This is a genomic window from Streptomyces sp. NPDC001292 (assembly GCF_042896465.1).
Lineage (GTDB): Bacteria > Actinomycetota > Actinomycetes > Streptomycetales > Streptomycetaceae > Streptomyces.
This window is the reverse complement of record NZ_JBIAXG010000035.1, coordinates 1-23,445: the sequence shown is the minus strand read 5'-3', so window position 1 is coordinate 23,445 and position 23,445 is coordinate 1. Positions and strand designations below refer to the sequence as shown.

Below are 23,445 nucleotides of genomic sequence, written 5' to 3'. Positions count from 1 at the left end.
TTGCCGTGGCGGACCGCATCGAGGCGGTCGTGGCGCGAATCACGGAGTTGACGGGCGCGTGCCGACGAGACTCCGGAAGGTTTCGCATTCGCATGTCCATTGCCACTGATCACGTCGTCGTGCCCGAGAACGCCGACGACGCTCCCGAGAACCACGAGGCCCCGGAGATCACCTTCGCGGACCTCGGCCTGCCCGAGGGCGTCGTCCGCAAGCTCGCGCAGAACGGTGTGACCACGCCTTTCCCGATCCAGGCCGCGACCATCCCGGACGCCCTGGCCGGGAAGGACATCCTGGGCCGGGGCCGCACCGGCTCCGGCAAGACCCTGTCCTTCGGTCTGCCGGCCCTGGCCACGCTGGCCGGCGGCCGCACCGAGCGGAAGCGGCCGCGGGCCGTCATCCTCACCCCGACCCGTGAGCTGGCCATGCAGGTGGCCGACGCCCTCCAGCCCTACGGCGACGTCCTCGGCCTGAGGATGAAGGTCGTCTGCGGCGGCACCTCCATGGGCAACCAGATCTACGCCCTGGAGAAGGGCGTCGACATCCTGGTCGCCACCCCGGGCCGGCTGCGCGACATCATCAACCGCGGCGCCTGCTCTCTGGAGGATGTGCAGATCGCGGTCCTGGACGAGGCCGACCAGATGTCCGACCTGGGCTTCCTGCCCGAGGTCACCGAGCTGCTCGACCAGGTTCCGGCGGGCGGTCAGCGGATGCTGTTCTCCGCGACGATGGAGAACGAGATCAAGACCCTCGTCGACCGCTACCTGACCGACCCGGTCAGCCACGAGGTCGACGCTGCGCAGGGCGCGGTGACGACCATGTCGCACCACATCCTGATCGTGAAGCCCAAGGACAAGGCGCCGGTCACCGCGGCCATCGCCTCCCGCAAGGGCCGCACCATCATCTTCGTGCGCACCCAGCTGGGTGCCGACCGCGTGGCCGAGCAGCTGCGCGAGGCCGGCGCGAAGGCCGAGGCGCTGCACGGCGGCATGACCCAGGGCGCCCGCACCCGAACCCTGGCCGACTTCAAGGACGGGTACGTCAACGTCCTGGTCGCCACCGACGTCGCCGCCCGCGGCATCCACGTCGACGGCATCGACCTGGTGCTGAACGTCGACCCGGCCGGCGACCACAAGGACTACCTGCACCGGGCCGGCCGTACGGCCCGCGCGGGACGCACGGGCACGGTGGTCTCGCTGTCCCTGCCGCACCAGCGGCGTCAGATCTTCCGCCTCATGGAGGACGCGGGCGTGGACGCCTCGCGCCACATCATCCAGGGCGGCGCGGCCTTCGACCCGGAGGTCGCCGAGATCACCGGCGCCCGGTCGATGACCGAGGTGCAGGCCGAGTCCGCGGGCACCGCCGCCCAGCTGGCCGAGCGCGAGGTCACCCACCTCACCAAGCAGCTGGAGCGCGCGCAGCGGCGTGCGGCCGAGCTGCGCGAGGAGGCCGACCGGCTGATCGCCCGGCTCGCCCGCGAGCGCGGCGAGACCGTGTCGTCCGAGGGCTCGGCCGCGGTGGCCGAGGAGCAGGCGGTGGCCGAGGTGTCGTTGCCGGAGCAGCCGGCGGCCCGGGACGTCGACCGCATCGACCAGGAGGAGCGCGAGGAGCGTGCGGCGGCCCCGTCGTCGTACGACCGGCGTGAGCGGCGCGAGGACCGTGGCGGTTTCCACCGCGACCGGGACCGTGCGCCCCGTTCCTTCGACCGTCGTGACGAGCGTGGCTCCTTCGACCGCCGCGACGACCGCGGCGGCTTCAACCGGGACCGTGACCGGGACCGCGGCGACCGTGGCGGCTTCCGCCGTGACGACCGGGGCGACCGCGGTGGCCGTGCCTTCGACCGCGACCGGGACCGTGACCGCGGCTTCGAGCGCCGTGACCAGGACCGCGGCTTCCGCCGTGACGACCGCGGTGACCGGGGCGACCGTGGCGGCCGTTCCTTCGAGCGGCGTGACGACCGTGGCGGTTTCCACCGCGACCGGGACCGCGCGCCCCGTTCCTTCGACCGTCGTGACGACCGTGGTTCCTTCGACCGCCGCGACGACCGCGGCGGCTTCCGCCGGGACGACCGCCCGGCCCGGCGCGACGAGCGCGGCGGGCACCGCGGCAGCGACCGCCCGTTCAACCGTGACCGCCAGGGCGACCGCCCCGGCTTCCGCTCCGGCGGCCACGAGCGCCCCTACGGCCGCCGTGACGACCACCGCGGCGGCGGCTCCTTCGGCCGCCGGGACGACAAGCCGCGCTGGAAGCGAAACGGCTGACGCCGGGTGAACCCACCTCGCAAGGGCCCGTACGACTCCTGTCGTACGGGCCCTGCGGTTTTTCAACCACCCCTGTTGACCAGCAACAGCTACCACGGGGTGGGCGAACCGGCGGTGACCGGCGGCCGGTTCGTGGACAACCACCGCGCTGCACCTCACCAACGGCGAGGGCAGGTTCGACTGCAAGCGGTCGGCCTCCGGCCGGCCCAAGGGGACCTCCGCCACCCTCGGCGACATGGGGAACGACCGGTGCGCCGAGATGCCGATGCGGATGCCGAGCGGTGAGCCGCGCACGTACAAGGGCCACTGCGGCACGTCGTACCAGCCCGGCAGCAGCCACTCCTCCCTCGGCAAGGGCTGGAACGACTGCGACGTCCTCACCGCACCCGGCGACCTGACCGACGACGTCCGCACCGACCTGCTGGCGCGGAGGAAGTCGATTGGGGACATGTACCTCTTCGCGGCCAAGAGCAACGGGACGCTCGCGGCCGGAAGGAAGATCGCGACCGGCTGGAAGGGCTGCAAGAAGATCGTGGGCGCCGGTGATCTCGACGGCGACGGGATCGGCGACGTGCTGGCGCTGGACGGGAAGGGCACGCTGTACCGCTACGACGGCCGGGGCAGCGGGCCGCTGAAGAAGCGGGTCAAGGTCTTCACGAAGTGGGCGACCAGTACGACGTGATCGTCGGCGTCGGCGACATCACCGGCGACGGCAAGAACGACCTGGTCGAGCGGGACACCGCGGGCAACCCGTACCGCAACGACGGCAACGGCGAGGGGCTCCTTCAGTGGCCGCACGAAGATCTCCGGCGGCTGGAAGGGCTACAAGGGGATCTTCTGACCGCAACCTTCACCCGGTCACCGCCGATCAGGCCGAACTTCCGGCCGGGTACCCCGGATACCCGATCGGCGTCGGGCTCTCCTCCCGCTATGCTCGGGTAGGCAACATCGCCTGGGCCCTTAGCTCAATTGGCAGAGCAGTGGACTTTTAATCCATTGGTTGTGGGTTCGAGTCCCACAGGGCCTACGGCCGCAGGAGGAGGCGAGTCCCCTCCGACCTGCCCCGCAGCGCCCGGGTCGGCTTCGGCCGATCCGGGCGCTGCGGCGTCCTCCCCGGCGGGGTCGGTCACACTGGGGGCGAGTCCGTCGCCGAGAGAGAGGGCGTCGATGCCCCACCCGTACGTCCTGCTGTCCGCCGCCGTCTCGCTCGACGGCTACCTGGACGACACCGGTCCCGAGCGCCTGCTGCTCTCCAGCCCCGCCGACTTCGACCGGGTCGACGAGGTACGCGCGTCGGCCGACGCGATCCTGATCGGCGCCGGCACCCTGCGGGCCGACAACCCGCGGCTGCTGGTGAACTCGCCCGAGCGGCGGGCCGCCCGCCGCGCCGCCGGGAAGCCGGAGTACCCGCTGAAGGTCGCGGTCAGCGCCTCCGGTGAGCTGGACCCCCGGGCGCCCTTCTGGCACACCGGCGGCGAGAAGGTCCTCTACACGACCGACGAGGGCGCGCTGCGGCTGCGGCGTACGGGCCTGGCCGCCGACGTCGTGCCGCTGGGCGCCGAACTCGGCTGGCCCCGGCTGCTCGAGCACCTGCACGACGTGCGCGGGGTGCGTCGGCTCATGGTCGAGGGTGGCGGGACCGTCCACACACAGCTGCTCCAGCAGCAGCTCGCGGACGAGGTGCAGCTCGTGCTCGCCCCCCTGTTCGTGGGGGACTCCGACGCGCCCCGGCTGTTCGGTCCCGGGACCTACCAGGGCGGGCGGCTGCGGCTGGTGGAGACGCGGACCATCGAGGACGTCGTCCTGGTGCGCTACGAACCCACCGCTCCCGGCACCGCCGGCCGCGCCGCTCCCGCGGACCGGCACTGGCTCCGGCTCGCCTGCGAGCTGGCGGCGCAGTGCCCGCCGTCCCGGACCGCGTTCAGCGTGGGCGCCGTGGTGGTCGCCGCCGACGGGACCGAACTCGCCCGCGGGTACTCGCGGGAGGGAGGCGACCCGGTCGTGCACGCGGAGGAGGCGGCGCTGGCCAAGGTCGACCCGGCGGATCCGCGGCTGCCGGACGCCACGGTGTACAGCAGTCTGGAGCCGTGCGCCCGCCGCGCCTCCCGGCCGCGTCCGTGCGCCCGGCTGATTCTGGACGCCGGGGTGCGGCGGGTGGTGACGGCCTGGCGGGAACCGGACACGTTCGTCGAGGGCGCCGACGGGACCGGGGTGCTGGCGGCCGGGGGCGCGGACGTCGTCGTGGTGCCGGAGTTCGAGCAGCGGGCCAGGGAACCGAACCGGCATCTGCTCGGCTGAGCGGGGCCTCGACGCCGGCCGGGAACCGTGTGACGAACGGCGGACGGTGAGGTGGGCGCGAGCAGCCCTCCGGATGACATATACTGGTGTCACAACGACGCGGGGTGGAGCAGCTCGGTAGCTCGCTGGGCTCATAACCCAGAGGTCGCAGGTTCAAATCCTGTCCCCGCTACTGAAGGCTCAGGGCCGGAATCCGATCAGTGGATTCCGGCCCTGAGTGTTTGGCGGGCGCAAAGGCTCTCCCGGAAGTGGGGTCAACTCGCCCGGTTTTCGGTGGTCATGGACCGTAAGGTCGGGCCGGAAGGTTGAGCGATCAAGCCGAACGGCTTGGAATCCATGGCCCGCGTCTATTAACGTTCGGTAACGCAGCACGGTCGTCCCAGCCGTCACAAGAGGCGGCTCCGTGCCCGCACGCCGAATCCCGCAAGGGAACCGGGGAACCACCAACTTGGGGTGAATCGAGCGTAACCGCCGTGCGAGCACGGTTTGTTTACGCGCGTAGGAGACCTTCCCGCTCCGAACCCGTCAGCTAACCCGGTAGGCGAGACGGAAGGAAAGGAGTGCGCCTTCGTGGCGTCCAACCCGCCTGCCCCGGAAGCTCCGTTCGCGCCGAGCCGGCAACACGGAGAGACCTTCGGCTACGACAGCCGCCGCGCCGACGAGGGCCCCTGGGAGGAGTGGAACCCCACCGCGGAGTCCATCCGTCCCGTGCGCGGTCGGCACCGCGTCGCCAAGCAGCGCGGCGGCGGGCTCGCCCGCAGCTCCACCGTTCTCGGCGTCGGCGTCATCGCCGCCGTCGGCGCGGGCGGCATGGCCAGCGCCAACAGCGGCAAGCCGCCGGTGTCCATCTCGCTGCCCGATCTGCCCTCCGTGGGCTCCCTGTTCCAGGACTCCTCCGACGCGGCCCCCGAGGGCTCGTCGGCCGCGCTCAGCAGCGTCGGCGTGGCCGCCGCCGAGGCCGAGGGCGGCACCGCGGACGCCGGCGAGGTGCTGCGCAACCGGATCATGGCGCAGGCCGAGCAGCAGCAGGTCCAGATCGAGGCCAAGGCACAGGCGGACGCCGAGGCCGCCGCCGCCAAGAAGGCCGCCGAGGAAGCGGCGAAGGCGCGGGAGGCGGCCGAGGCCAAGGCCGCCGCCGAGAAGAAGAAGGCGGAGGAGGAGGCCAAGAGGAAGGCCGAGGAGGCCAAGCGGAAGGCCGAGGAGGCGCGGCTGGCCGAGCTGGCGAGGCAGTACGCGCTGCCCACCTCCTCGTACACGCTCACCTCCGCCTTCGGCCAGGCCGGCTCCATGTGGTCCTCCGGCTACCACACCGGCCTCGACTTCGCCGCCCCCACGGGCACCCTGCTCAAGGCGATCCACACCGGCACCATCACCGAGGCCGGCTGGGCCGGCTCCTACGGTTACCGCACGATCCTCACCCTCGACGACGGCACCGAGCTCTGGTACTGCCACCAGTCGTCGATCAGCGTCAGCGTCGGCCAGAAGGTCAGCACGGGCGACGTGATCGGCCGGGTGGGCGCCACCGGCAACGTCACCGGGCCGCATCTCCACCTGGAGGTCCACCCAGGAGGCCAGTCCACCGGGACCGACCCGACGGCGTGGCTGCGCGGCAAGGGCCTCACCCCCTGACGGGCACGCCTCGACCCTCACTACACGGACCGGTCTGACGAGCCAGTGAGGCCTGTTTGCGCAACCTTTGCGGCCGGATGCGGCCCGGCCCGGAATGGGCCGCTCCGGCGCGGTTGTTGATGTTGAACATGACTTCTCTGCGCAAACTGGGTTCGTCCGATCTCGAGGTCTTCCCGCTCGCCCTCGGCGGCAACGTCTTCGGCTGGACCGCCGACTGGGAGCAGTCCTTCGCCGTCCTCGACGCCTACACGGCCGCCGGAGGCAACTTCGTCGACACCGCCGACTCCTACTCCGCGTGGGTGGAGGGCAACCAGGGCGGCGAGTCCGAGACGATCATCGGCGAGTGGATCAAGGAGCGCGGCAACCGCTCCGACGTCGTCATCGCCACCAAGGTCAGCCAGCACCCCGACTACCAGGGTCTGAGCGCCGCCAACATCAAGGCCGCGGCCGACGCCTCCCTCAGGCGCCTGGGCACGGACCACATCGACCTGTACTACACGCACTTCGACCAGCCGGAAGTCCCCGTCGAGGAGATCATCGGCGCGCTCGACGAACTGGTCAGGGCGGGCAAGGTCCGGCACATCGCCGCCTCCAACATCTCCGCCGAGCGCCTTCGGGAGTCCCTGGACTTCTCCGAGCGCGAGGGTCTGGCCCGGTACGTGGCGCTCCAGCCGCACTACAACCTGGTCTCGCGCGACACCTACGAAGGCGAACTGCAGAACGTCGCCGAGCGGTCCGGCCTGGCCGCCGTCCCGTACTACGCGCTCGCCTCCGGCTTCCTGACCGGCAAGTACCGGCCCGGTACGACGGTGGACAGCGCGCGGGCGCAGGGCGCGGCCAAGCACCTCGAGACCGAGCGCGGCCAGAAGGTCCTCACGGCTCTGGACGAGGTCGCCCGGGCCCACGGCGCCGAGGTCGCCACGGTGGCCCTGGCCTGGCTCGCCGCGCAGCCGACGGTGGCCGCCCCGATCGCCTCGGCGCGGACGGTGGAACAGCTCCCGGCGCTGCTCGGGGTCGCGCAGCTGCGGCTGACGGAGGAGGAACTCGGGAAGCTGACGCGGGCGTCGGCGTAACTCCCGCCCCCCAGGGCCGCTACGGCTGTGTCCGGTACGGGTTGTACGAGGGATACGGCGCCGTCGGCCCGTACGACCCGTACCCCAGCGGCTGCGGGTGCACCCCGTACACGCAGTACACCCCGTACCCCGGCCAGGGGGGCGCGGCCATGGGCGTCGTCATCCTGGCCGCGTGGTCCAGCGCGGGCTGCGCCACCTCCCGCCTGCGCCACAGCTCGTGCAGCAGCTCCCGCTCCCGTACGGCGAAGTCGGCCCCGGCCCGCCCCCGGCGCCCGCGGTGCCGGAGGCACGCCAGTGAGGTCGCGTACGCCTCGTACTGGGCGACCGTCCGCGCCGCCTGCCTGCCGAGGTGGCGTCTGGCGTGATCGCGGGCCAGCCTGCGCGCCCGCATGGAGGCCAGGGCGAACGGTTCGGCCGGGGTGAGCCATCCGGCGGCGGTGTACGCGGGCAGTTCCTCGCGCACGGTCCTCAGCTCGCGCTGCCGGGTCCAGATGACCAGCCAGGTCAGCAGCCCGAACGCGGGCACCATGATGGCGGCGTACACCGCGAGGAAGCCGTACTCGCCGAAGGTCGCCGAGCCGTTCCAGAGGGCGTGCATGCCCATCGCGAGCAGCAACCCGGTCGGCGGCGGCAGCAGGCGCCGCGGGCGGCGGCCCCCGGACATCGCGGCGATGCCGAAGCCGATGCCGGTGAGCACGGTGAACATCGGGTGCGCGAACGGCGACATGATGACGCGGACGAAGAAGGTCGCCGCGGTGACGGAGGCGATGCCCCGGTCACCGGTGAGCTGGTCGGTGCCGAAGGCGTTGCCGAGGTAGAGGATGTTCTCGGTGAACGCGAAGCCGGTCGCGGTCACCCCGGCGATGACGACCCCGTCGACGATGCCGGTGAAGTCGCGTCTGCGGAAGAGGAAGACCAGCAGGACGGCGGCGGCCTTCGCGGACTCCTCCACGACCGGCGCTATCACCGTCGCGCCCAGGGTGTCGGCGCCCGCGGGGTCGGCGGTCGCCGTGGCGATCCAGTGGGTGGCGAAACTGTTGGCGACGATCGCGATCAGGGCCGCCGCGCAGGCGCCCCAGGCGAAGGCGAACACCAGGTTCCGCCAGGGGGCGGGCTCGACCCGGTCCAGCCAGCGGAAGGCGGCCGTCAGCAGCGGTACGGGCAGCACCGCGAGCCCGAGCCCGACGAGGAACCCCTCGGTGCCGGTCTGCCGGCGCACGAGGGCGAGGATGACCAGCCCGGAGAGGGCCAGCAGGGTGACGAGGGCGCCGTACCTGACCCATCGCCGCTGCCACCAGTGCGCGTGGCGGGACGGGCCGCCGGGAGCGCCGGGAGGCGTCGGGTACGGGGGGCAGGCGGCCACGGCATCGGCCCTCACGAGGTCACTGCGGGTGCTGGTCTTCGTGTGGCACGCGACGGAAGAGCAGGTCGTTCACCACATGACCCTTCACCAGTCCCTGGCCCTCGAAACGGGTCAGCGGCCGGAAGCCGGGACGTGGCGCGAAACCGCCGTCGGGCCGGGTGTTCTCGAAGTCCGGGTGCGCCGTCAGCACGTCGAGCATCTGCTGCGCGTACGGCTCCCAGTCCGTCGCGCAGTGCACGATCGCGCCGGGCCTGAGCCGGGTGGCGGCCAGCGTCAGGAACTCCGGCTGGATCAGCCGCCGCTTGTGGTGCCGCTTCTTCGGCCAGGGGTCGGGGAAGTAGACGCGCAGCCCGTCGAGGCTGTCGGGGGCGAGCATCTCGCGCAGCAGGATGATGGCGTCGCCGTTGCCGACGCGGACGTTGCCGAGGCCTTGCCGGTCGGCGAGGCTCAGCAGGTTGCCCTGGCCCGGGGTGTGCACGTCGACGGCGAGGATGTTGGTGTCCGGGTCCTCGGCCGCCATCCGGGCGGTGGCCTCGCCCATCCCGAAGCCGATCTCCAGCACGACCGGGCGCGTGTTCCCGAAGAGCTCGGCGAGGTCGATCACCCGCTGCCCGTCGATGTCCAGCCCCCAGGTGGACCACAGCCGCTGCAACGCGTCCGCCTGTCCCGCGGTCACCCGGCTCCGGCGCGGCTGGAAGCTGCGGATCCGCCGCTCGAAGTGCGAACCGGCCGGATCGGCCTTGGGCCCGTCGGGGAAACGCGGCTCCCCCTTGGCCCGGGTGTGCCGCACGGACACGCCGGGCGCGTGCCGGGGCAGCTCACCGGGGGCGGGAGCCTGGGGGGTGTTCAGCGAGTCAGTCACAGTGGGAACGATTTTACGGGGGCCGACACGAACCGGCCCTCAAGGCCGACAGGACCCGGCGCACCCTTCACGTCGACGCCAGCACGGCCAGGGCCCGCCTCGCCACCTCGCGCCCGATCGGCAGCGAGGCGGTCGCCGCGGGACTGGGCGCGTTGAGCACGTGCACCGCCCGGGCGCCCTCCCGGATCAGGAAGTCGTCCACCAGCGTGCCGTCCCGCAGGACGGCCTGCGCCCGCACCCCGGCGGCGGCCGGCACCAGGTCCTCCTCCCGCACCCTGGGCATCAGCCGGCGCACCGCCTGCGTGAAGGCGCCCTTCGACACCGACCGCCGCAGCTCGCCCGCCCCGTACCGCCAGTGCCGGTGGGCGATCCGCCACGACCCGGGCCAGCTCAGCGTCCCCGCCAGCTCCCGCGGCCGCACGACCCCCCATCCGTAGCCCTCGCGGGCCAGCGCCGGTACCGCGTTGGGCCCGATGTGCACTCCGCCGTCGACCCCGCGGGTGAGATGCACACCGAGGAAGGGGAACGCCGGATCGGGCACCGGATACACCAGCCCCCGCACCAGCTCCGGCCGCGCCAGCTCGTAGTACTCCCCGCGGAAGGGAACGATCCGCACCCCGGGCTCGTCCCCGGTCAGCCGCGCCACCTCGTCGCAGTACAGCCCCGCGCAGTTGACCAGCACGCGCGCGCGGACGACGTCACCGCGCCCGGTCAGGACGGCCACCCCCAGCTCCGGCCGCCGGTCCACCCGGACCACCCGGGCCCCGTACCGGATCTCCGCGCCGGATGCCTCCGCGAGCTGCCGGGCCACCGCCGTGAAGTCGCAGATCCCCGTCGTCCCCACGTGGATCGCGGCCAGTCCGCGGATCTCCGGCTCGTACTCCTCGATCTGCGCGGGGCCCAGCTCGCGCACCGGAATGCCGTTCTCCCGGCCGCGCTGCACCAGTGCGTGCAGCCGGGGCAGCTCCTCCCGCCCGGTCGCCACGATCAGCTTGCCGGTCACCTCGTGCGCGATGCCGTACTCCGCGCAGAACTTGACCATCTCGGCGGCGCCCCCCGCCGCGTACCGCGCCTTCAGCGAGCCCGGCCGGTAGTAGATCCCGCTGTGGATCACCCCGCTGTTGCGTCCCGTCTGGTGCCGGGCCGGGCCCTGCTCCTTCTCCAGCACGGTCACGCGTGTGCCCGGCGCGGCGCGCGTGATCGCGTACGCCGTCGACAGGCCGACGATGCCACCTCCGATCACCAGCACGTCGCAGTCGTGAGCGATGTCCGGCCGCACCTGCTCCACCTCCCGCCTCGATAGTGCACTGCGCCACTGACAATGCCCTCGATCCGGCGGGACCGCGCGGCCGGGGTGTCCGGCCGGGCCCGGCTCAGGCCGGGGTCATCATCAGCAGCGGGCGGGCCCGCTCGCGCAACTCGACCACGCGTGGCTCGTCGCTGTACGGCTCCAGCCGGTGCAGGAGGTCCTTGACGTACTCCGTGGTGCGCGCGGAGGAGATCCGCCCGGCGACCTCCACGGCCCGCACGCCCTGCTCGCAGGCCGCGTCCAGGTTGCCGGACTCCAGTTCGGCGACGGCCGAGACGACCAGCCGCAGGCCGTGCGAGCGGACGAACTCCTCCGTGGGCTTCGACAGCGCCTGCTCGGTGAAGCGGCGGACCTGGCGGGGTGCCTTCAGGTCCCGGTAGCACTCGGCGGCGTCGGCGGCGAACCGGTCGTAGCCGTAGAAGCCGAGCCAGGAGGGGTCGTTGTCCCCGTCGCGGGACCGCTCGAGCCAGCCCTCGGCCGCCTTCAGGGCGGCGCCGGCCGCCTGGGCGTCGCCCGCGCGCGCGTGGGCGCGTGCCTCGACGAGCCGGAAGAAGCTCATGGTGCGGGCCGTGGCCAGGCCCCGGTTGCGCTCCAGGGCGGCCTGCGCGAGGTCGACGCCCTCGTCACCGAAGCCGCGGTAGGTCGCCTGGAGGGACATCGATGCCAGGACGTAGCCTCCGAGGGGCACGTCGGCGGCGGCACGGGCCAGGCGCAGCGCCTGGATGTAGTAGCGCTGGGCGGCCTCCTGCTGGCCGGTGTCGAAGGCCATCCAGCCCGCGAGCCGGGTCAGTTCGGCCGAGGCGCCGAACAGTGCCCTGCCGACCTCGTCGGAGTACGAGGCGAGCAGCAGGGGCGCCGCCTCCACGCGTAAGCACTCCGGCACCATCGACGAACGCCAGTCGCCGCCTCCGTACTTGGAGTCCCAGCGTCTGGCGTCCTCGGCGGCCTCCCGCAGCTTCCGCACATCGCTGTGGCCGACTTTGATCGGTGCGCCGGAGGCCTCCGCAGGGCCCGCCTCGCGCGCCACCGAACTGTCGGCCGGGGTTATCAGCCACCGTGAGGCGGGCGTTGCGTATGCGCTCACTGCGAACGATCCGGCGAGCGACTGCCAGATGCCGCCGGAGCCGGCCCGGCGGCCGGCGAGGTCGAGCCGGTACAGCTCCGTCGCCGACTTCACCGCCTGGCCCACGTCCCTGGGGAAGGCGAGGCCCACCTCGGGTGCGGGATCCGCGTCCGCCAGGCCGATCTCGTGGAGCGGCACCGGGCGGCCGAGCTTCTGCCCGATGGCGGCCGCGATGAGGTGCGGCGCCGCACCCTGCGGCACCATCCCCTTCGAAACCCAGCGCGCCACCGAGGTCTTGTCGTAGCGAAGTGTCAACCCACGCTGGGCGCCGAGGTCGTTGACGCGCCGCGCGAGTCCTGCGTTGCTGATTCCCGCGAGGGCGAGAACGGCGCCGAGCTTTTCGTTCGGCCCGCGTTGCTCCCTGGACATGCGCCACCCCTCGACACAGACGGCTGCCGCGCTGGCATAACCACGCGGCATTCGTAAACCCAGCGTAGTTCGCCGCATCCCAAGCGTTAAGGGGCATTCTTCCGGATGGCGGGATTGTGGCCCGCACGTGAGTGCGGGCCCTGCACGCAGGGTTGCGGCGTGCCCCCGTTGTGTGGCCGTGCGCCCGTGCGTGCGCTCTTCTCCGGCCACCGGGGGAGCGATTCCATGGTCCTGCGTGGGTCGGCCCGCTGTACTGGATCCAGTGGGCTGGGGGACACCGCCGCCTTCATCCCCGCGGGCGGCGGAACGGTCCGGGGGGCGAACTCCGCCTCCCGGACCGCGTGTTGTCTGCGCGATGCGCAGAGCGAGTACGGAGCGTGCGCGCACGTGTCCCCATGGCGCGGAATTGGCCGAAAATCGACCGAGCTCCCCGCCGTCGATTACGGCTCCCACCACGGCACTTGAGGGCGCGAAGGGTGTTGTGGGGAGCGCAACAGGGGGCGCATTCGAGTCGCAGCGGCCTTGCGCGGTACGGGCGTTCGCCACCACCGGGGCAGGCGCGCGGGGGCGCGCACCCCGCACCGAAGGCGGCTCCGCCTCCCCTCCGGCGCGCCTCCTTCGTGGCAGCATGGTGACCCGGTTCGTTGCGGTGCGCTGGTTGCCCACAAGCGGTGGAGGCTTCGATGCGGTGGTTGGTGGGATGGAGCAGCACCGCCGCGGGCGCCACCGGGATCGGCTCCGCGGGCGCCACCGGACACGACGGCCAGACCCTGCATCCGGTGGGCTCCCAGCTCCTGTGGGGCGACCCCGACCCGCTGTGGGCGGTCGGCGACTGGCGTCCGGACGAGGTCCGTGTGGTGCAGGCCGACGCTCGGACCAGGATCGCGGTGCTCGGCATCTGCGGGGCCTCCGACGAACAGCTCCGGGTCGGTCTGTTCGCCGCGCGCGGGGGCGCGCTCAGGCATCTGACGGCCTGGCCCGGAAGCTACACCGCCGTCGTGCAGGTGGGCCGCCGCGTCACCGTCTGCGGCGACCTCGCCGGAGCCCGCCCGGTGTTCCACACCCCGTGGGCCGGCGGCACGGCGTACGCGACGGCCGCGCTGCCGCTGGCCGACCTCGTCGAGGCCAACCTCGACTTCGGGCATCTGGCCGCCCTGCTGGCCGCCCCCGACGTACCGGCGGCGCTGGACGACTCCACACCCTACGAGGGCGTACGGCGCATTCCGCCGGGGCATGCGCTGATCCTTCGGACGGGGGCGCGTGAGGTCGCCGGGTACGAGCCCGTCGCCTCGCTCGCGGTGGCCGCGCCGCCGGCCGACCCGGACAGCGCGGTCGACGCGGTGCGCGACGCGCTGGTGGAAGCCGTCCGCGCCCGTCTGTCCGCGCCCCGGCACGTACCCGACATCGACCCCGGCCCGGTGCCCGGAATGGGCCCCGCCGAGCGCCGCGCGGCCCGCGGGATGCCGGTGCCGGGCATCGGGGCCGACCTGTCCGGCGGACCGGCCTCGGGCACGCTCGCGTTGCTCGCCGCCGGGCTTCCGGGCCGGCCGGGCACCCTCCTGGGCCACGGCACGGGAGCCGGCGAGCGCCTGCTCGCGGTCACCTTCAACGATCTGACGGCGGCCGGGCGCGAGGCCGAACTGGAACGCGCCGGGACGCTCGCGGCCAACCCCCGCCTGCACCACGTGGTGGTGACCGGCGGCGAGGACGTGCTGCCCTACGCCGACCTGGACGGACCCCTCACCGACGAACCCGGCCCGTCCCTGGTCGCGGCGGCGCGGCACCGCGCGCGGCTGGCGTCGGGCAGCGCGGACCACTTCACCGGCCACGGCGCCCGGCAGGTCCTGGACGCCCACCCCGCGCGCCTGGCCGACCTGCTGATGGACCGCAAACGCCGCCCTCTGGTCCGGCCCGTCGCCGCGCTCGCCAAGGCCGACGGATCGGTCATGGTCCCCGCGCGCGTGTACGGCGCGGCGCGGCGGCTGGCGCGGACGCCCTACCGCGCGGGACTCGACCTGCTCGCCGAACGGCTGCTGCGCCGCCGCTTCGACGAGCCCGGAGGCACCGTCGGGGCGTCGCTGGCCGCACTCACCTGGGCCAGACCCGGGCCGGCGGCCCGGTGGCTGACCGGAGAGGCGCTGGCTGAAGTATCGGTTCGCCTGCAAGGGGCGACGAACCGTTCGGGGGTGGGGCCCGGGCAGCGACCGGGCGACTACCGCGCGCGTGCCGCCCTCGCCCGGCACGCGGCGGACCTGCGGGTGCTCGAGCAGGCGGCCGAGGTCCGCTCCCAGCGGCTGCACACGCCCTTCCTCGACAACCAGGTCGTCCGCGCCTGCCGGGCCCTGCCGGAGGCCCTGCGGGTGCAGCCGGGTGCCCGCGCGGTGATCCTGCGCACGGTCCTCCAGGGCGCCGGGGTGGGCGACCTGCCACCCGGCTGGGGCGCTCCCTCGCACGCCTCGGCCGCGGCGGCGTCCCGCACCGGGTTGCGCGTGGCCGTCAACGACCTGGTGGACCTGTTCGCCACCCCCCTGCTGGCCGAGGCCGGTCTGGTGGAGGCCCGCGTGGTCCGCAAGGCCCTGCGCGCGGCCGCGCAGGGCGAGCCGCTGCCGCTGGACGGTCTGGCGGAACTGGTGTCCCTGGAGCTGTGGCTGCGGCGCCTGCTGTCCCGCCGCGGCACCTGCTGGACCGGCACACCCGCGCGGGCCCGAGCGGTACCGGCGGGCATCGCGCCGCAGCGGGGCGCGCTGGCCTCCGGCGGCCGGGCGAGCCCTACCGGCGGGTGAACCGGGACTCGGCCCAGTCCGCGAGGGCCACGGTGTCGAAGGTGCTGTGCGGCTCGACGACGCCGAACCAGCCGATGACGGCGACCGGGACCACTGCGGGGATGCCGCCGGCGACCTCCGCGATCCGGGGGGCTGCCGGCCGGCACTCGGCGCACTCCTCCAGGTGCTTGCGCAGCCCCCGCTCGGCACGGGAGCGCAGCTTGCCGCGGGCGTAGCCGCCGAGCTGGTCGGCATACCGGGCGCACTCCTCGTCCGCGGTGAGGGCGGCACCGACGTGGGCCTGGAGGTAGGCCTGCCGAAGACCCTCCCGGGCCCGGCCGGCCAGTACCCGCGTGCCGTTGGCGTCCAGCCCGAAGAGCGTGGCGACGGCACTCGGCGACTCGTCCTCGACCTCGGTGTGCCACAGCACGGCCTGCCACCGCTCGGGCGGCGAGCGGAAGGCCCGCATGGCCATCGACTGCTCGGCCTCGTGCGTCGCGCGCACGTCGGCGCCGAGGTCCAGGCCCGCTCCGAACGAGCCGCTGGAGGCGGCGTCGTCCGACAGCTCCGCGGCCCGCGCGGCCTGCGCGGCGAACACCGCGAAGTCGTCGACCAGTTGCTCGTGCCGGGCGGTCCTGGTCCACTGCGCGGCGACCCGCCGGACGGTGGTGAGCGGATAGGCGCGTACGGCGTGCTCGGGGCCGGAGCCGCCGCGCACCGCCTGGAGCACCCGGGCGAACACCTCGGCGGTCAGGTCGTCGGCGGTGTGGGCGCCCCGGCGACACGTGCGCGCGTACCGGCGTACGGCGTCGGCGTGGCGCCGGTACAGCTCCTCGTACGCGCTGTCGTCGCCCGTGCGCACCCACCCGATCAGGTCGGCGTCGGAGGGCGGCAGGTCGGCCGAGGGCGCCTGCTCCGCCGCGGACGGCGGATCACCTCCTCGAGCGGCTCACGCTGCGCCGGTATGCCGCCCTGCGCGGGTATGCCGCCCTGCGCCGGGGCGCCGCCCCGCGCGGATACGCCTCCCCGGGGCCGCCCGGCGCCGCGCGGAACACCGGACGGTCCGCCCTGGGCCGGCACCTGCGGAGAATCCGGCCCGTTCGTCCGCGACCCGCCGTCGCCGACGCCGTCGCCACGCCCGTCGACGCTCATCGCGCAAACGCCCCCGTTGTCGGTCAGACGCCCCGATCACCGGGCCGGAGTGCCACGCCGACCACCGCCGGGCCCCGGGGGCAGGGATCCTCCACTCGTCCGTGGGGGCCTGTCGCGCCCCGGTACCGTCCTCACCCGTACGGGGAAGGCCCGCCGGACACGGCTCACGCCGGCCGCGAGCGCAACCCCTCCAGCAGGATGTCCAGCAGCCGGGCCGAAGCGGCGGCCTGCTGCGCCGCGTCCGGCAGCGAGGGCGCCGCCGTCGCGATGACCAGCAGCACGTCCGACACCGACACGTCCGGCCGCAGTTCGCCCGCCGCGCGCGCCCGCTCCACGAGCCGGCCCACGACCTCCAGCAGCGCCGCCGCCCCCGCGTCGTCCTCCACCGTGCCGGACTTGAGCGCCGCCCCGTCGGCCACGAGCCTGAGCTCCCCGGAGCCCGGCTGGGCGCGCTGCTGCGGCACCCGGGGGTCGGCCCGGTCCTCGGCGACCGAGACCCGCAGCACCTGCGGCGGCAGCAGCCGCCCGGCGCCGGAGGACACCGACGTCCGCAGGAAGCGGGACAGCGCCGACCACGGCTCGTCCTCCTGGCCGAGCGCGGCTCGCGCCTGGTCGGCCAGCCGGGAGGTCTCCTCCTCGGCTATCCGCCGCACCAGGACGTCCTTGCTCGGGAAGCGCCGGTACACCGTGCCGACGCCGACCCGCGCGCGCCGCGCCACGTCCTCCATCGGCGCGCCGTACCCCAGCTCGCCGAAGACCTCGCGGGCCGCCCGCAGCACGTGCTCGAGGTTGCGCTGTGCGTCCACGCGCAGCGGCGCCGTCCGGCCCGTCCGGGGCTCGTCCCCGCGCGCGTTGCCCGCCGCAGTGCCCATCGCCCCGCCACCGGGTGCCACGGCGGACGCGGTGGACCAGTGAGTGCCCTGAATGTGCATAAGTGATCCCCCGGTAATGACGTCTCCCCCCGGAGACTCTCCCCGTCTCTGGTTCCGGAGCGCGTGGAACGGGATCACGCACGATCAAGCCCGCCCCCGAGAGCCGGTGGTACTCGGCGGGCTCGCTCGGACCACATCCCCCACACCCCGTCGACAAACGAACATAGTTGAGAGGGAGTCAATTCAGAAGGGGCAGGTTCCGCACGGAGCGCCCCCCGATCGGAGTACGAGCCGTATACGTCCGTGTTGCGCCCCCTTCCGCCCCCCGGCGCACACCCACTGACCTGCGCCCTTTCCGCACGTATCGACAATTCGGCCAAGCCCGCGCCGCTCGGTCGACCGTCACACAATTCGCCGGGGCTGTGGACAAACGAGAGCGCCGGGTGCGTCATGGGATGGTGAAGGAACGTGCGCGCATTCTCGTTGTCGGCGGCGGCTACGTCGGGATGTACACGGCCCTGCGCCTGCAGCGGCGGATGAAACAGGAGCTCAGTCGGGGCGAGGCGGAGATCACGGTGGTCACGCCCGATCCCTATATGACGTATCAGCCGTTCCTGCCCGAGGCCGCGGCCGGCGCGATCTCCCCCCGGCACGTCGTCGTCCCGCTGCGCCGGGTGCTCGACCGGTGCCGCATCATCGTGGGCGAGGCCACCTCCATCGACCACGCACACCGCACCGCGACCCTCACCACCCTCGCCACCGAGGAGACCGGGGGCACCGAGAAGCTGGCGTACGACGAGCTCGTCATCGCCCCGGGGTCCGTCTCGCGCACCCTGCCCATTCCCGGCCTGCTCGACTACGGCATCGGCTTCAAGACCGTCGAAGAGGCCATCGGCCTGCGCAACCACGTCATCGAGCAGATGGACATCGCCTCCTCCACCCGCGACCCCGCGATCCGCGACGCGGCCCTCACCTTCGTCTTCGTCGGCGGCGGGTACGCGGGCGTGGAGGCGCTCGGCGAACTGGAGGACATGGCCCGCTACGCCGCCCGCTACTACCACAACGTCAAGCCCGAGGACATGAAGTGGATCCTCGTCGAGGCCTCGGACCGCATCCTGCCCGAGGTCGGCGAGGAGATGGGCCGCTACACGGTCACCGAACTGCGCCGCCGCAACATCCAGGTCCTCCTGCGGACCCGCCTCGAATCGTGCGCCGACCGGGTCGCCGTCCTCAGTGACGGGGAGCGTTTCCCGACCCGTACGGTCGTGTGGACCGCGGGCGTCAAACCGCATCCGATCCTCGCCGCCAGCGACCTGCCGCTGAACGACCGCGGGCGCCTGAAGTGCACCGCCCAGCTGACCGTCGAGGGCGTCGAGCACGCCTGGGCCGCGGGCGACGCCGCCGCAGTCCCCGACGTCACCACCGGCGAACCGGGCAGCCTCACCGCCCCCAACGCCCAGCACGCGGTCCGTCAGGCCAGGGTCCTGGGCGACAACATCAGCCACTTCCTGCGCGGCGAACCCCTGGAGACGTACGCGCACAAATACGCCGGCTCGGTCGCCTCGCTCGGACTGCACAAGGGCGTCGCGCAGGTCTGCGGGCGCAAACTGAAGGGCTACCCCGCCTGGTTCATGCACCGCGCCTACCACCTCAGCCGGGTGCCCACGGTCAACCGCAAGACCCGGGTGCTCGCCGAATGGATGCTGGCGGGACTCTTCAAACGGGAGATCGTCTCCCTGGGTTCGCTCGAACATCCCCGGGCGGAGTTCGAACTCGCGGCCGGGGGAAAGCATCCTCTCGACCCGAACATCAACCCGAAAGGGTCGTCCTGACCGGACCGGGGAACTCCGCCGAACGACCCGGCGTCCAACGGATGTCGGCGCGGTCGGCCACACCGCCCAACCGGCCCGCGACCGGGGACGGGCATCCGCCCGCCCGGCACGGATGACGCATTCCCGCTGTGCCGCACCCCAGGGACAGTAAGAATGTGCGGTCACCGCCGCGCGGCCCCTGACCCCCGGCCGGGCCCGGAGCTGGCCTGAGACGACGACACGAGGCAAGGATTCGTGAACTTCACGCGCTGGAGCGCCCGGCTCCCCGGAATCACCGGAACGCAGCGCCGCGCCGCAGCGCGGCCCGATCTCGCGACCGTCCCGGACCGGCGGGCGGACGGCACCGTACCCGTGGCCCGCGCCGAACAACTGACCGACGAGACAGTGCCGGTGCCCGCCGTCGACGAACTCCCCGCGCGTGAGGTCCTCGACCGCGTCCCGGCCCTCGTCGCCCTCGTCCACGGCCCCGACCACCGCATCGCCTACGTCAACGACGCCTACGCGGCGGCCTTCGGCGTACGCCCGCTCGGCGGACCCGCCCGCGAGGCCCTGCCCGAACTGCACGAACTGGGTCTGCTGCCGCTCCTGGACCAGGTGCTGCGCAGCGGCAGGCCCCGCACCCTGAAGTCCCGCAAGGCACCGGACGGCCGCTCTTACACGTTCACGTGCACACCGGTCGCCGAGCCGAAGGACGACGGCCGCGGGGGGAGCGGCGTTCTGGTCTTCGCCACCGACGTCACCGACCACGCCGACGCCGCCGAACGCCTGCGCGCCAGCGAGCGCCGGCAGCGCGAGACCGCCGTCACCCTCCAGCGCTCGCTCCTGCCCCAGGTGCTGGAGCAGCCCGACGACCTGCGCATCGCCGCCACCTACCAGCCGGGCGGCACGGAGGCCGCGGTCGGCGGCGACTGGTACGACGTCATCACCCTCGGCGGCGGCCGCACGGCACTGGTCATCGGCGACGTGATGGGCAGAGGGGTGCGTGCCGCCGCGGTCATGGGCCAACTGCGCACCGCCGTCCGCGCCTACGCCCGTATGGACCTGCCCCCGCACGAGGTCCTGCAACTCCTGGACGGCCTCGCCGCGGACATCGACGCCAACCAGATCGCCACCTGCGTGTACGCCGTCCACGACCCCAACGAGGGCCGACTGGTGTACGCCTCCGCAGGGCACCTGCCGATCCTGGTCCGCGACGAGAACGGCACCGTGCTGCGCGCCGACGAGCCCACCGGTCCGCCGCTCGGCACCGGCGGCTGGGTGCACGCCTCCGGCTCGGTCCCGCTGGGCCCCGGCTCCACGGCGGTCCTCTACACCGACGGCCTGGTGGAACGCCGCGACCAGGACCTCGACGAGGGAATCGCCGCGCTGGAACGCGCCCTCGCCGGCGCCACCGGCTCACCCCAGGTGGTCTGCGACCGCCTGGTCCGCTCGGCCGGCGTGCAGGCAGACCACGACGACGACGTGGCCGTCCTCGTCCTCCAGCACCCCGCCCGCACCGGTCCGGACGGCGAACTCTTCCGCAACGCCGCACTGGAACTGCTCGGCGGAGTGGAAGCGGCCCCCCGCGCACGTGCGTTCGCCTCCGGCGTCCTCACCAGCTGGCGTTTCCCGCCGGATCTGCACGACCTCGGCGTCCTGGCCGCCAGCGAACTGGTCGCCAACTCCCTCCAGCACGGCAGCCCGCCCATGCGACTGCGCCTTCGGCGCACCGACCGCCGCCTCATCGTCGAAGTCACCGACGGCGACGACCACCTCCCCAGGCGCCGCCGCGCCGACCCGGGCGACGAGTCGGGCCGCGGCATCGCCATCATCGCCGCCATCGCCACCAACTGGGGTTCGCGCAGAGCCCCGGGCGGCGGCAAGGCGGTGTGGTGCGAGTTCACCCTGCCAGGGGCAGTGGGCCGACGGGGCCCGCGCTGAGGCGGACCGTCCACCGGGGTGCCCGGGTCCGGGGCGCGGCCCCACGGCCGGCGGACGGGCGCGGGCTCACGCCTCCGCGCCCACCGGCTCCGCGGTCACCCCGCCCCGAGCGACCACGCGGCTCCGCGCGGCCCACGGATGGTCCTGCACGGCACTGAGCCCCCGCCCCAGCCGAAGCGCCAGGACGGTGATCACGAGCGAGAACAGCAGGAACGTCACCACGTACGGCCCCGGCAGCGCGGCCGCCAGCGGACCGCCCGCGGCAGGTCCGAGTGCCAGCGCGAGCTGCTTCACCAGGGCGAAGGCCGAGTTGTACTGCCCGGCCATTCCCTCCGGAGCGAGATCCGCCACCAGCGGCGCGACCGTCGGCGACAGCATCGCCTCACCGAGCCCGAACAGGGCGTACGTCGAGACGAACGCGGCCGTGGCCATCGCCTGGCTGCCGTGCCCGAGCCCCGCGTACGCCGCCGCGGCCCACGCCACGGCCCAGATCAGCCCCACGGCCGCGATCACCCGCGACCGCCGCCGCCGCTCCACGAACTTCAGCACGGCGAACTGCGCCACCACGATCACCAGCGTGTTCGCGGCGAGCGCCGTCCCCAGCGTCGACGTACCGATGCCGGCGGCCTCCACGCCGTACGCGCTCAGGCCCGACTCGAACTGCCCGTAGCAGGCGAAGAACAGCACGAAGCCCAGTACGCACAGCTGCACCATCGCCCGGTTCCCGAGCAGCTGCCTCCAGCCGGTCGCCGCCGGCTGTCCGGCCCGCGCCGACTCGTCGGCGATCCGCGGCGAGTGCGGCATCCGCACCGTCGACATCAGCACGGCCAGCAGCAGGAACACCGCCGCCTCGATAGCGAACAGCAGCGTGAAGGAGGAGACCCGGGTGGTGTCGACGAGGTGGCCGCCGATGAGGCCGCCGACGCCCAGCCCGAGGTTCTGCAGGAAGAACTGCATCGCGAACGCCCGCGACCGCGTCTCCGCCGTCGAGCAGTCCACGATCATCGTCGCCAGCGCCGGCTGCATCACGGCCTGCCCCGCGCCGAGCGCCGCCGCCGACAGCAGTACGGCTCCGGCTCCGCCCGCCAGTCCCAGGCTCAGCGCGCCGAGCGCGGCCGTGACCAGGGCGGCGAGCAGGACCGGCAGCGGGCCGCGCCGCACGATCGCCCGGCCGGCGAACGGCAGCACGATCAGCGCGGCCACGGCGAAGACGGCGAGGACGATCCCCGCCGTCATGGCTCCCAGACTCCGCACCTGCGCCACATAGACGTACAGGTAGGGAACGGTGAAGCCGAGCCCGAACGCGCTGAGTGCGTTGCCCACGTGGATCCGGCGCATCGCTGCGCCCATCGCCCTGGTCACGTTCACCCTCTCTTGAGCAAGTGGTGGATGGGTGCTTGAAGTAGTCAGTAGTTAGGGCTGAAGACTTCGAAGCTAAATTTCGATGCTAAACAGTACACCTGGAAGGACTTCAATGCCAAGCGGTGGCGTGCCATACTGCGGGCATGGGTGACACCCCCGGCGGCATCGACGGCATCGGCACCGAGCCTGCGCTCGAAGAACAGATCGCCGCCTACCAGCGCGAGTTCCAGGACCTCGACCCCCAGGTCGAGCAGATCGTCTCCGCGCTGGCCCGGCTCAACCGCCGGATGAACGTGGCCTACGGCCGGCAGACCGCCGCGCTCGGCATCAGCAACGCCGACTGGGAGGTGCTGAAGGCTCTCGTCCTCTCCGGCGCCCCCTACCGCCTGGGCCCGAGCGACCTCGCCAAGCGTCTCGGCCTCACCCCCGCCGCGATGACCCACCGCATCGACCGGATGGTGGCCGAGGGCCTGGTCACCCGGGAGCGCGACGAGGCCAACCGCGTCCGGGTCATCGTGGAGCTGACGTCCGAGGGCCGTGAGAAGTGGCTCGAGGCCATGCGGCTGGCCACGGTCTTCGAGGGCGACCTCCTCCAGGACCTCTCCCCGGCCGAGCGCACGGCCCTCGGTGAGGTCCTGACCAGGATCCTGCGCCGTGTGGAGCACGCCCAGCCGGACGCCGGCGGACGGCTCAGCGACCTCGACTGAGAACCCCGGCGGGGACGCTTGACAGTCGCCTGCCGGATCCGTAATGTTCTCCGGGTTGCCGCGGGGCCGTAACGGTTCCTCGTCGACACCTCCGCCGCATGAGCGGCACCCAAACCACCAGCACAATCTCCCATCCGGGATTGTTTTCGGCGTGCCCGAATTCAATTCGAGTGGGACTCGTCGATCTTGATCCGGCGCCCCGAGGGCCGATTGGGAATCACCGAGAGAATCCGCTAAGGTTTGAGACGTCGGAACGGCCCAACGGCCGCGAAGACAAATCCCGCTGACTGGGAGTCAGGTCGAAAAAGATCTGATAGAGTCGGAAACACTGAAGGGAAGCGCCCGGAGGAAAGCCCGAGAGGGTGAGTACGAAGGAAGCGTCCGTTCCTTGAGAACTCAACAGCGTGCCAAAAGTCAACGCCAGATATGTTGATACCCCGTCTCCAGCATTGGCTGGGACGAGGTTCCTTTGAAAAAACACAGCGAGGACGCTGTGAACCGAGGGGACTATTCCTCTCCTTGGTTCCGCTCCCGTGTGTGTCACCGGGATGACC

Annotated in this window: 17 protein-coding genes, 2 tRNA genes and 1 riboswitch; of the genes, 12 read left to right on the top strand and 7 right to left on the bottom strand. The window is 72.9% G+C overall.

Annotated elements, in window-relative coordinates; genetic code table 11:
* Positions 1 to 92 precede the first annotated feature (92 nt).
* The 8 genes from ACFY4A_RS30110 (at position 93) to ACFY4A_RS30075 (ending at position 7,258) form a co-directional block, all read left to right on the top strand.
* Positions 93 to 2,258, top strand: a complete 2,166-nt coding sequence (locus ACFY4A_RS30110; protein ID WP_390832497.1) for a DEAD/DEAH box helicase — start codon at positions 93 to 95, stop codon at positions 2,256 to 2,258.
* A gap of 235 nt (positions 2,259 to 2,493) precedes the next feature.
* Positions 2,494 to 2,940, top strand: coding sequence for a hypothetical protein (locus ACFY4A_RS30105; protein WP_390832496.1), 447 nt, complete (start codon positions 2,494 to 2,496; stop codon positions 2,938 to 2,940).
* Complete coding sequence (locus ACFY4A_RS30100; RefSeq protein ID WP_390832495.1) at positions 2,919 to 3,200, top strand: hypothetical protein; 282 nt, start codon at positions 2,919 to 2,921, stop codon at positions 3,198 to 3,200. Before ACFY4A_RS30105 ends, ACFY4A_RS30100 begins: the two co-directional genes overlap by 22 nt.
* 12 nt (positions 3,201 to 3,212) lie before the next feature.
* A tRNA-Lys gene (locus ACFY4A_RS30095) sits at positions 3,213 to 3,285 on the top strand.
* A 140-nt stretch (positions 3,286 to 3,425) separates the two neighbouring features.
* Positions 3,426 to 4,556, top strand: coding sequence for a dihydrofolate reductase family protein (locus tag ACFY4A_RS30090; RefSeq protein ID WP_390832494.1), 1,131 nt, complete (start codon positions 3,426 to 3,428; stop codon positions 4,554 to 4,556).
* Positions 4,557 to 4,654: 98 nt separating this feature from the next.
* Positions 4,655 to 4,728 (top strand) — tRNA-Met (locus tag ACFY4A_RS30085).
* A 230-nt stretch (positions 4,729 to 4,958) separates the two neighbouring features.
* Positions 4,959 to 5,115: riboswitch (cyclic di-AMP (ydaO/yuaA leader) on the top strand.
* Between the two features lie 11 nt (positions 5,116 to 5,126).
* A complete protein-coding gene (locus ACFY4A_RS30080) occupies positions 5,127 to 6,185 on the top strand; it encodes a M23 family metallopeptidase (RefSeq protein ID WP_390832493.1) in 1,059 nt (352 codons plus the stop codon).
* 128 nt (positions 6,186 to 6,313) lie between these two features.
* The gene (locus ACFY4A_RS30075) at positions 6,314 to 7,258 is read left to right on the top strand and encodes an aldo/keto reductase (RefSeq protein WP_390832492.1); all 945 of its coding nucleotides are present in this window, start codon (positions 6,314 to 6,316) and stop codon (positions 7,256 to 7,258) included.
* Between the two features lie 19 nt (positions 7,259 to 7,277).
* Here ACFY4A_RS30075 and ACFY4A_RS30070 read toward each other — a convergent pair whose 3' ends face one another.
* From ACFY4A_RS30070 to ACFY4A_RS30055, 4 genes are all read right to left on the bottom strand, one after another.
* Positions 7,278 to 8,621 carry a PrsW family intramembrane metalloprotease gene (locus tag ACFY4A_RS30070; RefSeq protein WP_390832558.1) on the bottom strand — a complete coding sequence of 448 codons (1,344 nt, stop codon included), beginning with the start codon at positions 8,619 to 8,621 and terminating at the stop codon, positions 7,278 to 7,280.
* Between the two features lie 19 nt (positions 8,622 to 8,640).
* Positions 8,641 to 9,483: a tRNA (guanosine(46)-N7)-methyltransferase TrmB gene (trmB, locus tag ACFY4A_RS30065; protein ID WP_390832491.1), complete on the bottom strand. Its 843-nt coding sequence runs from the start codon at positions 9,481 to 9,483 to the stop codon at positions 8,641 to 8,643.
* 67 nt (positions 9,484 to 9,550) lie between these two features.
* Positions 9,551 to 10,771 (bottom strand): L-2-hydroxyglutarate oxidase, encoded by a 1,221-nt coding sequence (gene lhgO / locus ACFY4A_RS30060; protein ID WP_390832490.1) that lies wholly within the window; start codon positions 10,769 to 10,771, stop codon positions 9,551 to 9,553.
* An 85-nt stretch (positions 10,772 to 10,856) separates the two neighbouring features.
* Entirely contained in the window at positions 10,857 to 12,284 is a 1,428-nt protein-coding gene (locus ACFY4A_RS30055) for an MFS transporter (protein ID WP_390832489.1), read from the bottom strand.
* Between the two features lie 683 nt (positions 12,285 to 12,967).
* On the opposite strand from ACFY4A_RS30055, the gene ACFY4A_RS30050 reads away from it, so the two are divergent.
* Positions 12,968 to 15,067 carry an asparagine synthase-related protein gene (locus tag ACFY4A_RS30050; protein ID WP_390832488.1) on the top strand — a complete coding sequence of 700 codons (2,100 nt, stop codon included), beginning with the start codon at positions 12,968 to 12,970 and terminating at the stop codon, positions 15,065 to 15,067.
* Here ACFY4A_RS30050 and ACFY4A_RS30045 read toward each other — a convergent pair.
* A complete protein-coding gene (locus ACFY4A_RS30045) occupies positions 15,054 to 15,908 on the bottom strand; it encodes a sigma-70 family RNA polymerase sigma factor (protein WP_390832487.1) in 855 nt (284 codons plus the stop codon). The genes ACFY4A_RS30050 and ACFY4A_RS30045 overlap by 14 nt on opposite strands.
* Before the next feature lie 454 nt (positions 15,909 to 16,362).
* Positions 16,363 to 17,130, bottom strand: coding sequence for a TetR/AcrR family transcriptional regulator (locus ACFY4A_RS30040; RefSeq protein ID WP_390832486.1), 768 nt, complete (start codon positions 17,128 to 17,130; stop codon positions 16,363 to 16,365).
* Positions 17,131 to 17,525: 395 nt separating this feature from the next.
* Between ACFY4A_RS30040 and ACFY4A_RS30035 the strand changes: the two genes are divergently transcribed.
* Together ACFY4A_RS30035 and ACFY4A_RS30030 are read left to right on the top strand one after the other, a co-directional pair.
* On the top strand, positions 17,526 to 18,902 hold the full coding sequence (locus ACFY4A_RS30035) for an NAD(P)/FAD-dependent oxidoreductase (protein WP_390832485.1): 1,377 nt from the start codon (positions 17,526 to 17,528) through the stop codon (positions 18,900 to 18,902).
* A gap of 234 nt (positions 18,903 to 19,136) precedes the next feature.
* Entirely contained in the window at positions 19,137 to 20,822 is a 1,686-nt protein-coding gene (locus ACFY4A_RS30030) for a SpoIIE family protein phosphatase (protein ID WP_390832484.1), read from the top strand.
* Positions 20,823 to 20,888: 66 nt separating this feature from the next.
* Here the strand turns inward: ACFY4A_RS30030 and ACFY4A_RS30025 are convergent, their stop codons facing one another.
* The gene (locus ACFY4A_RS30025) at positions 20,889 to 22,160 is read right to left on the bottom strand and encodes an MFS transporter (protein WP_390832557.1); all 1,272 of its coding nucleotides are present in this window, start codon (positions 22,158 to 22,160) and stop codon (positions 20,889 to 20,891) included.
* Positions 22,161 to 22,327: 167 nt separating this feature from the next.
* Here ACFY4A_RS30025 and ACFY4A_RS30020 point away from each other — a divergent pair, with 167 nt between their 5' ends.
* Positions 22,328 to 22,891 carry a MarR family winged helix-turn-helix transcriptional regulator gene (locus ACFY4A_RS30020; RefSeq protein ID WP_390832483.1) on the top strand — a complete coding sequence of 188 codons (564 nt, stop codon included), beginning with the start codon at positions 22,328 to 22,330 and terminating at the stop codon, positions 22,889 to 22,891.
* Positions 22,892 to 23,445: the final 554 nt, after the last annotated feature.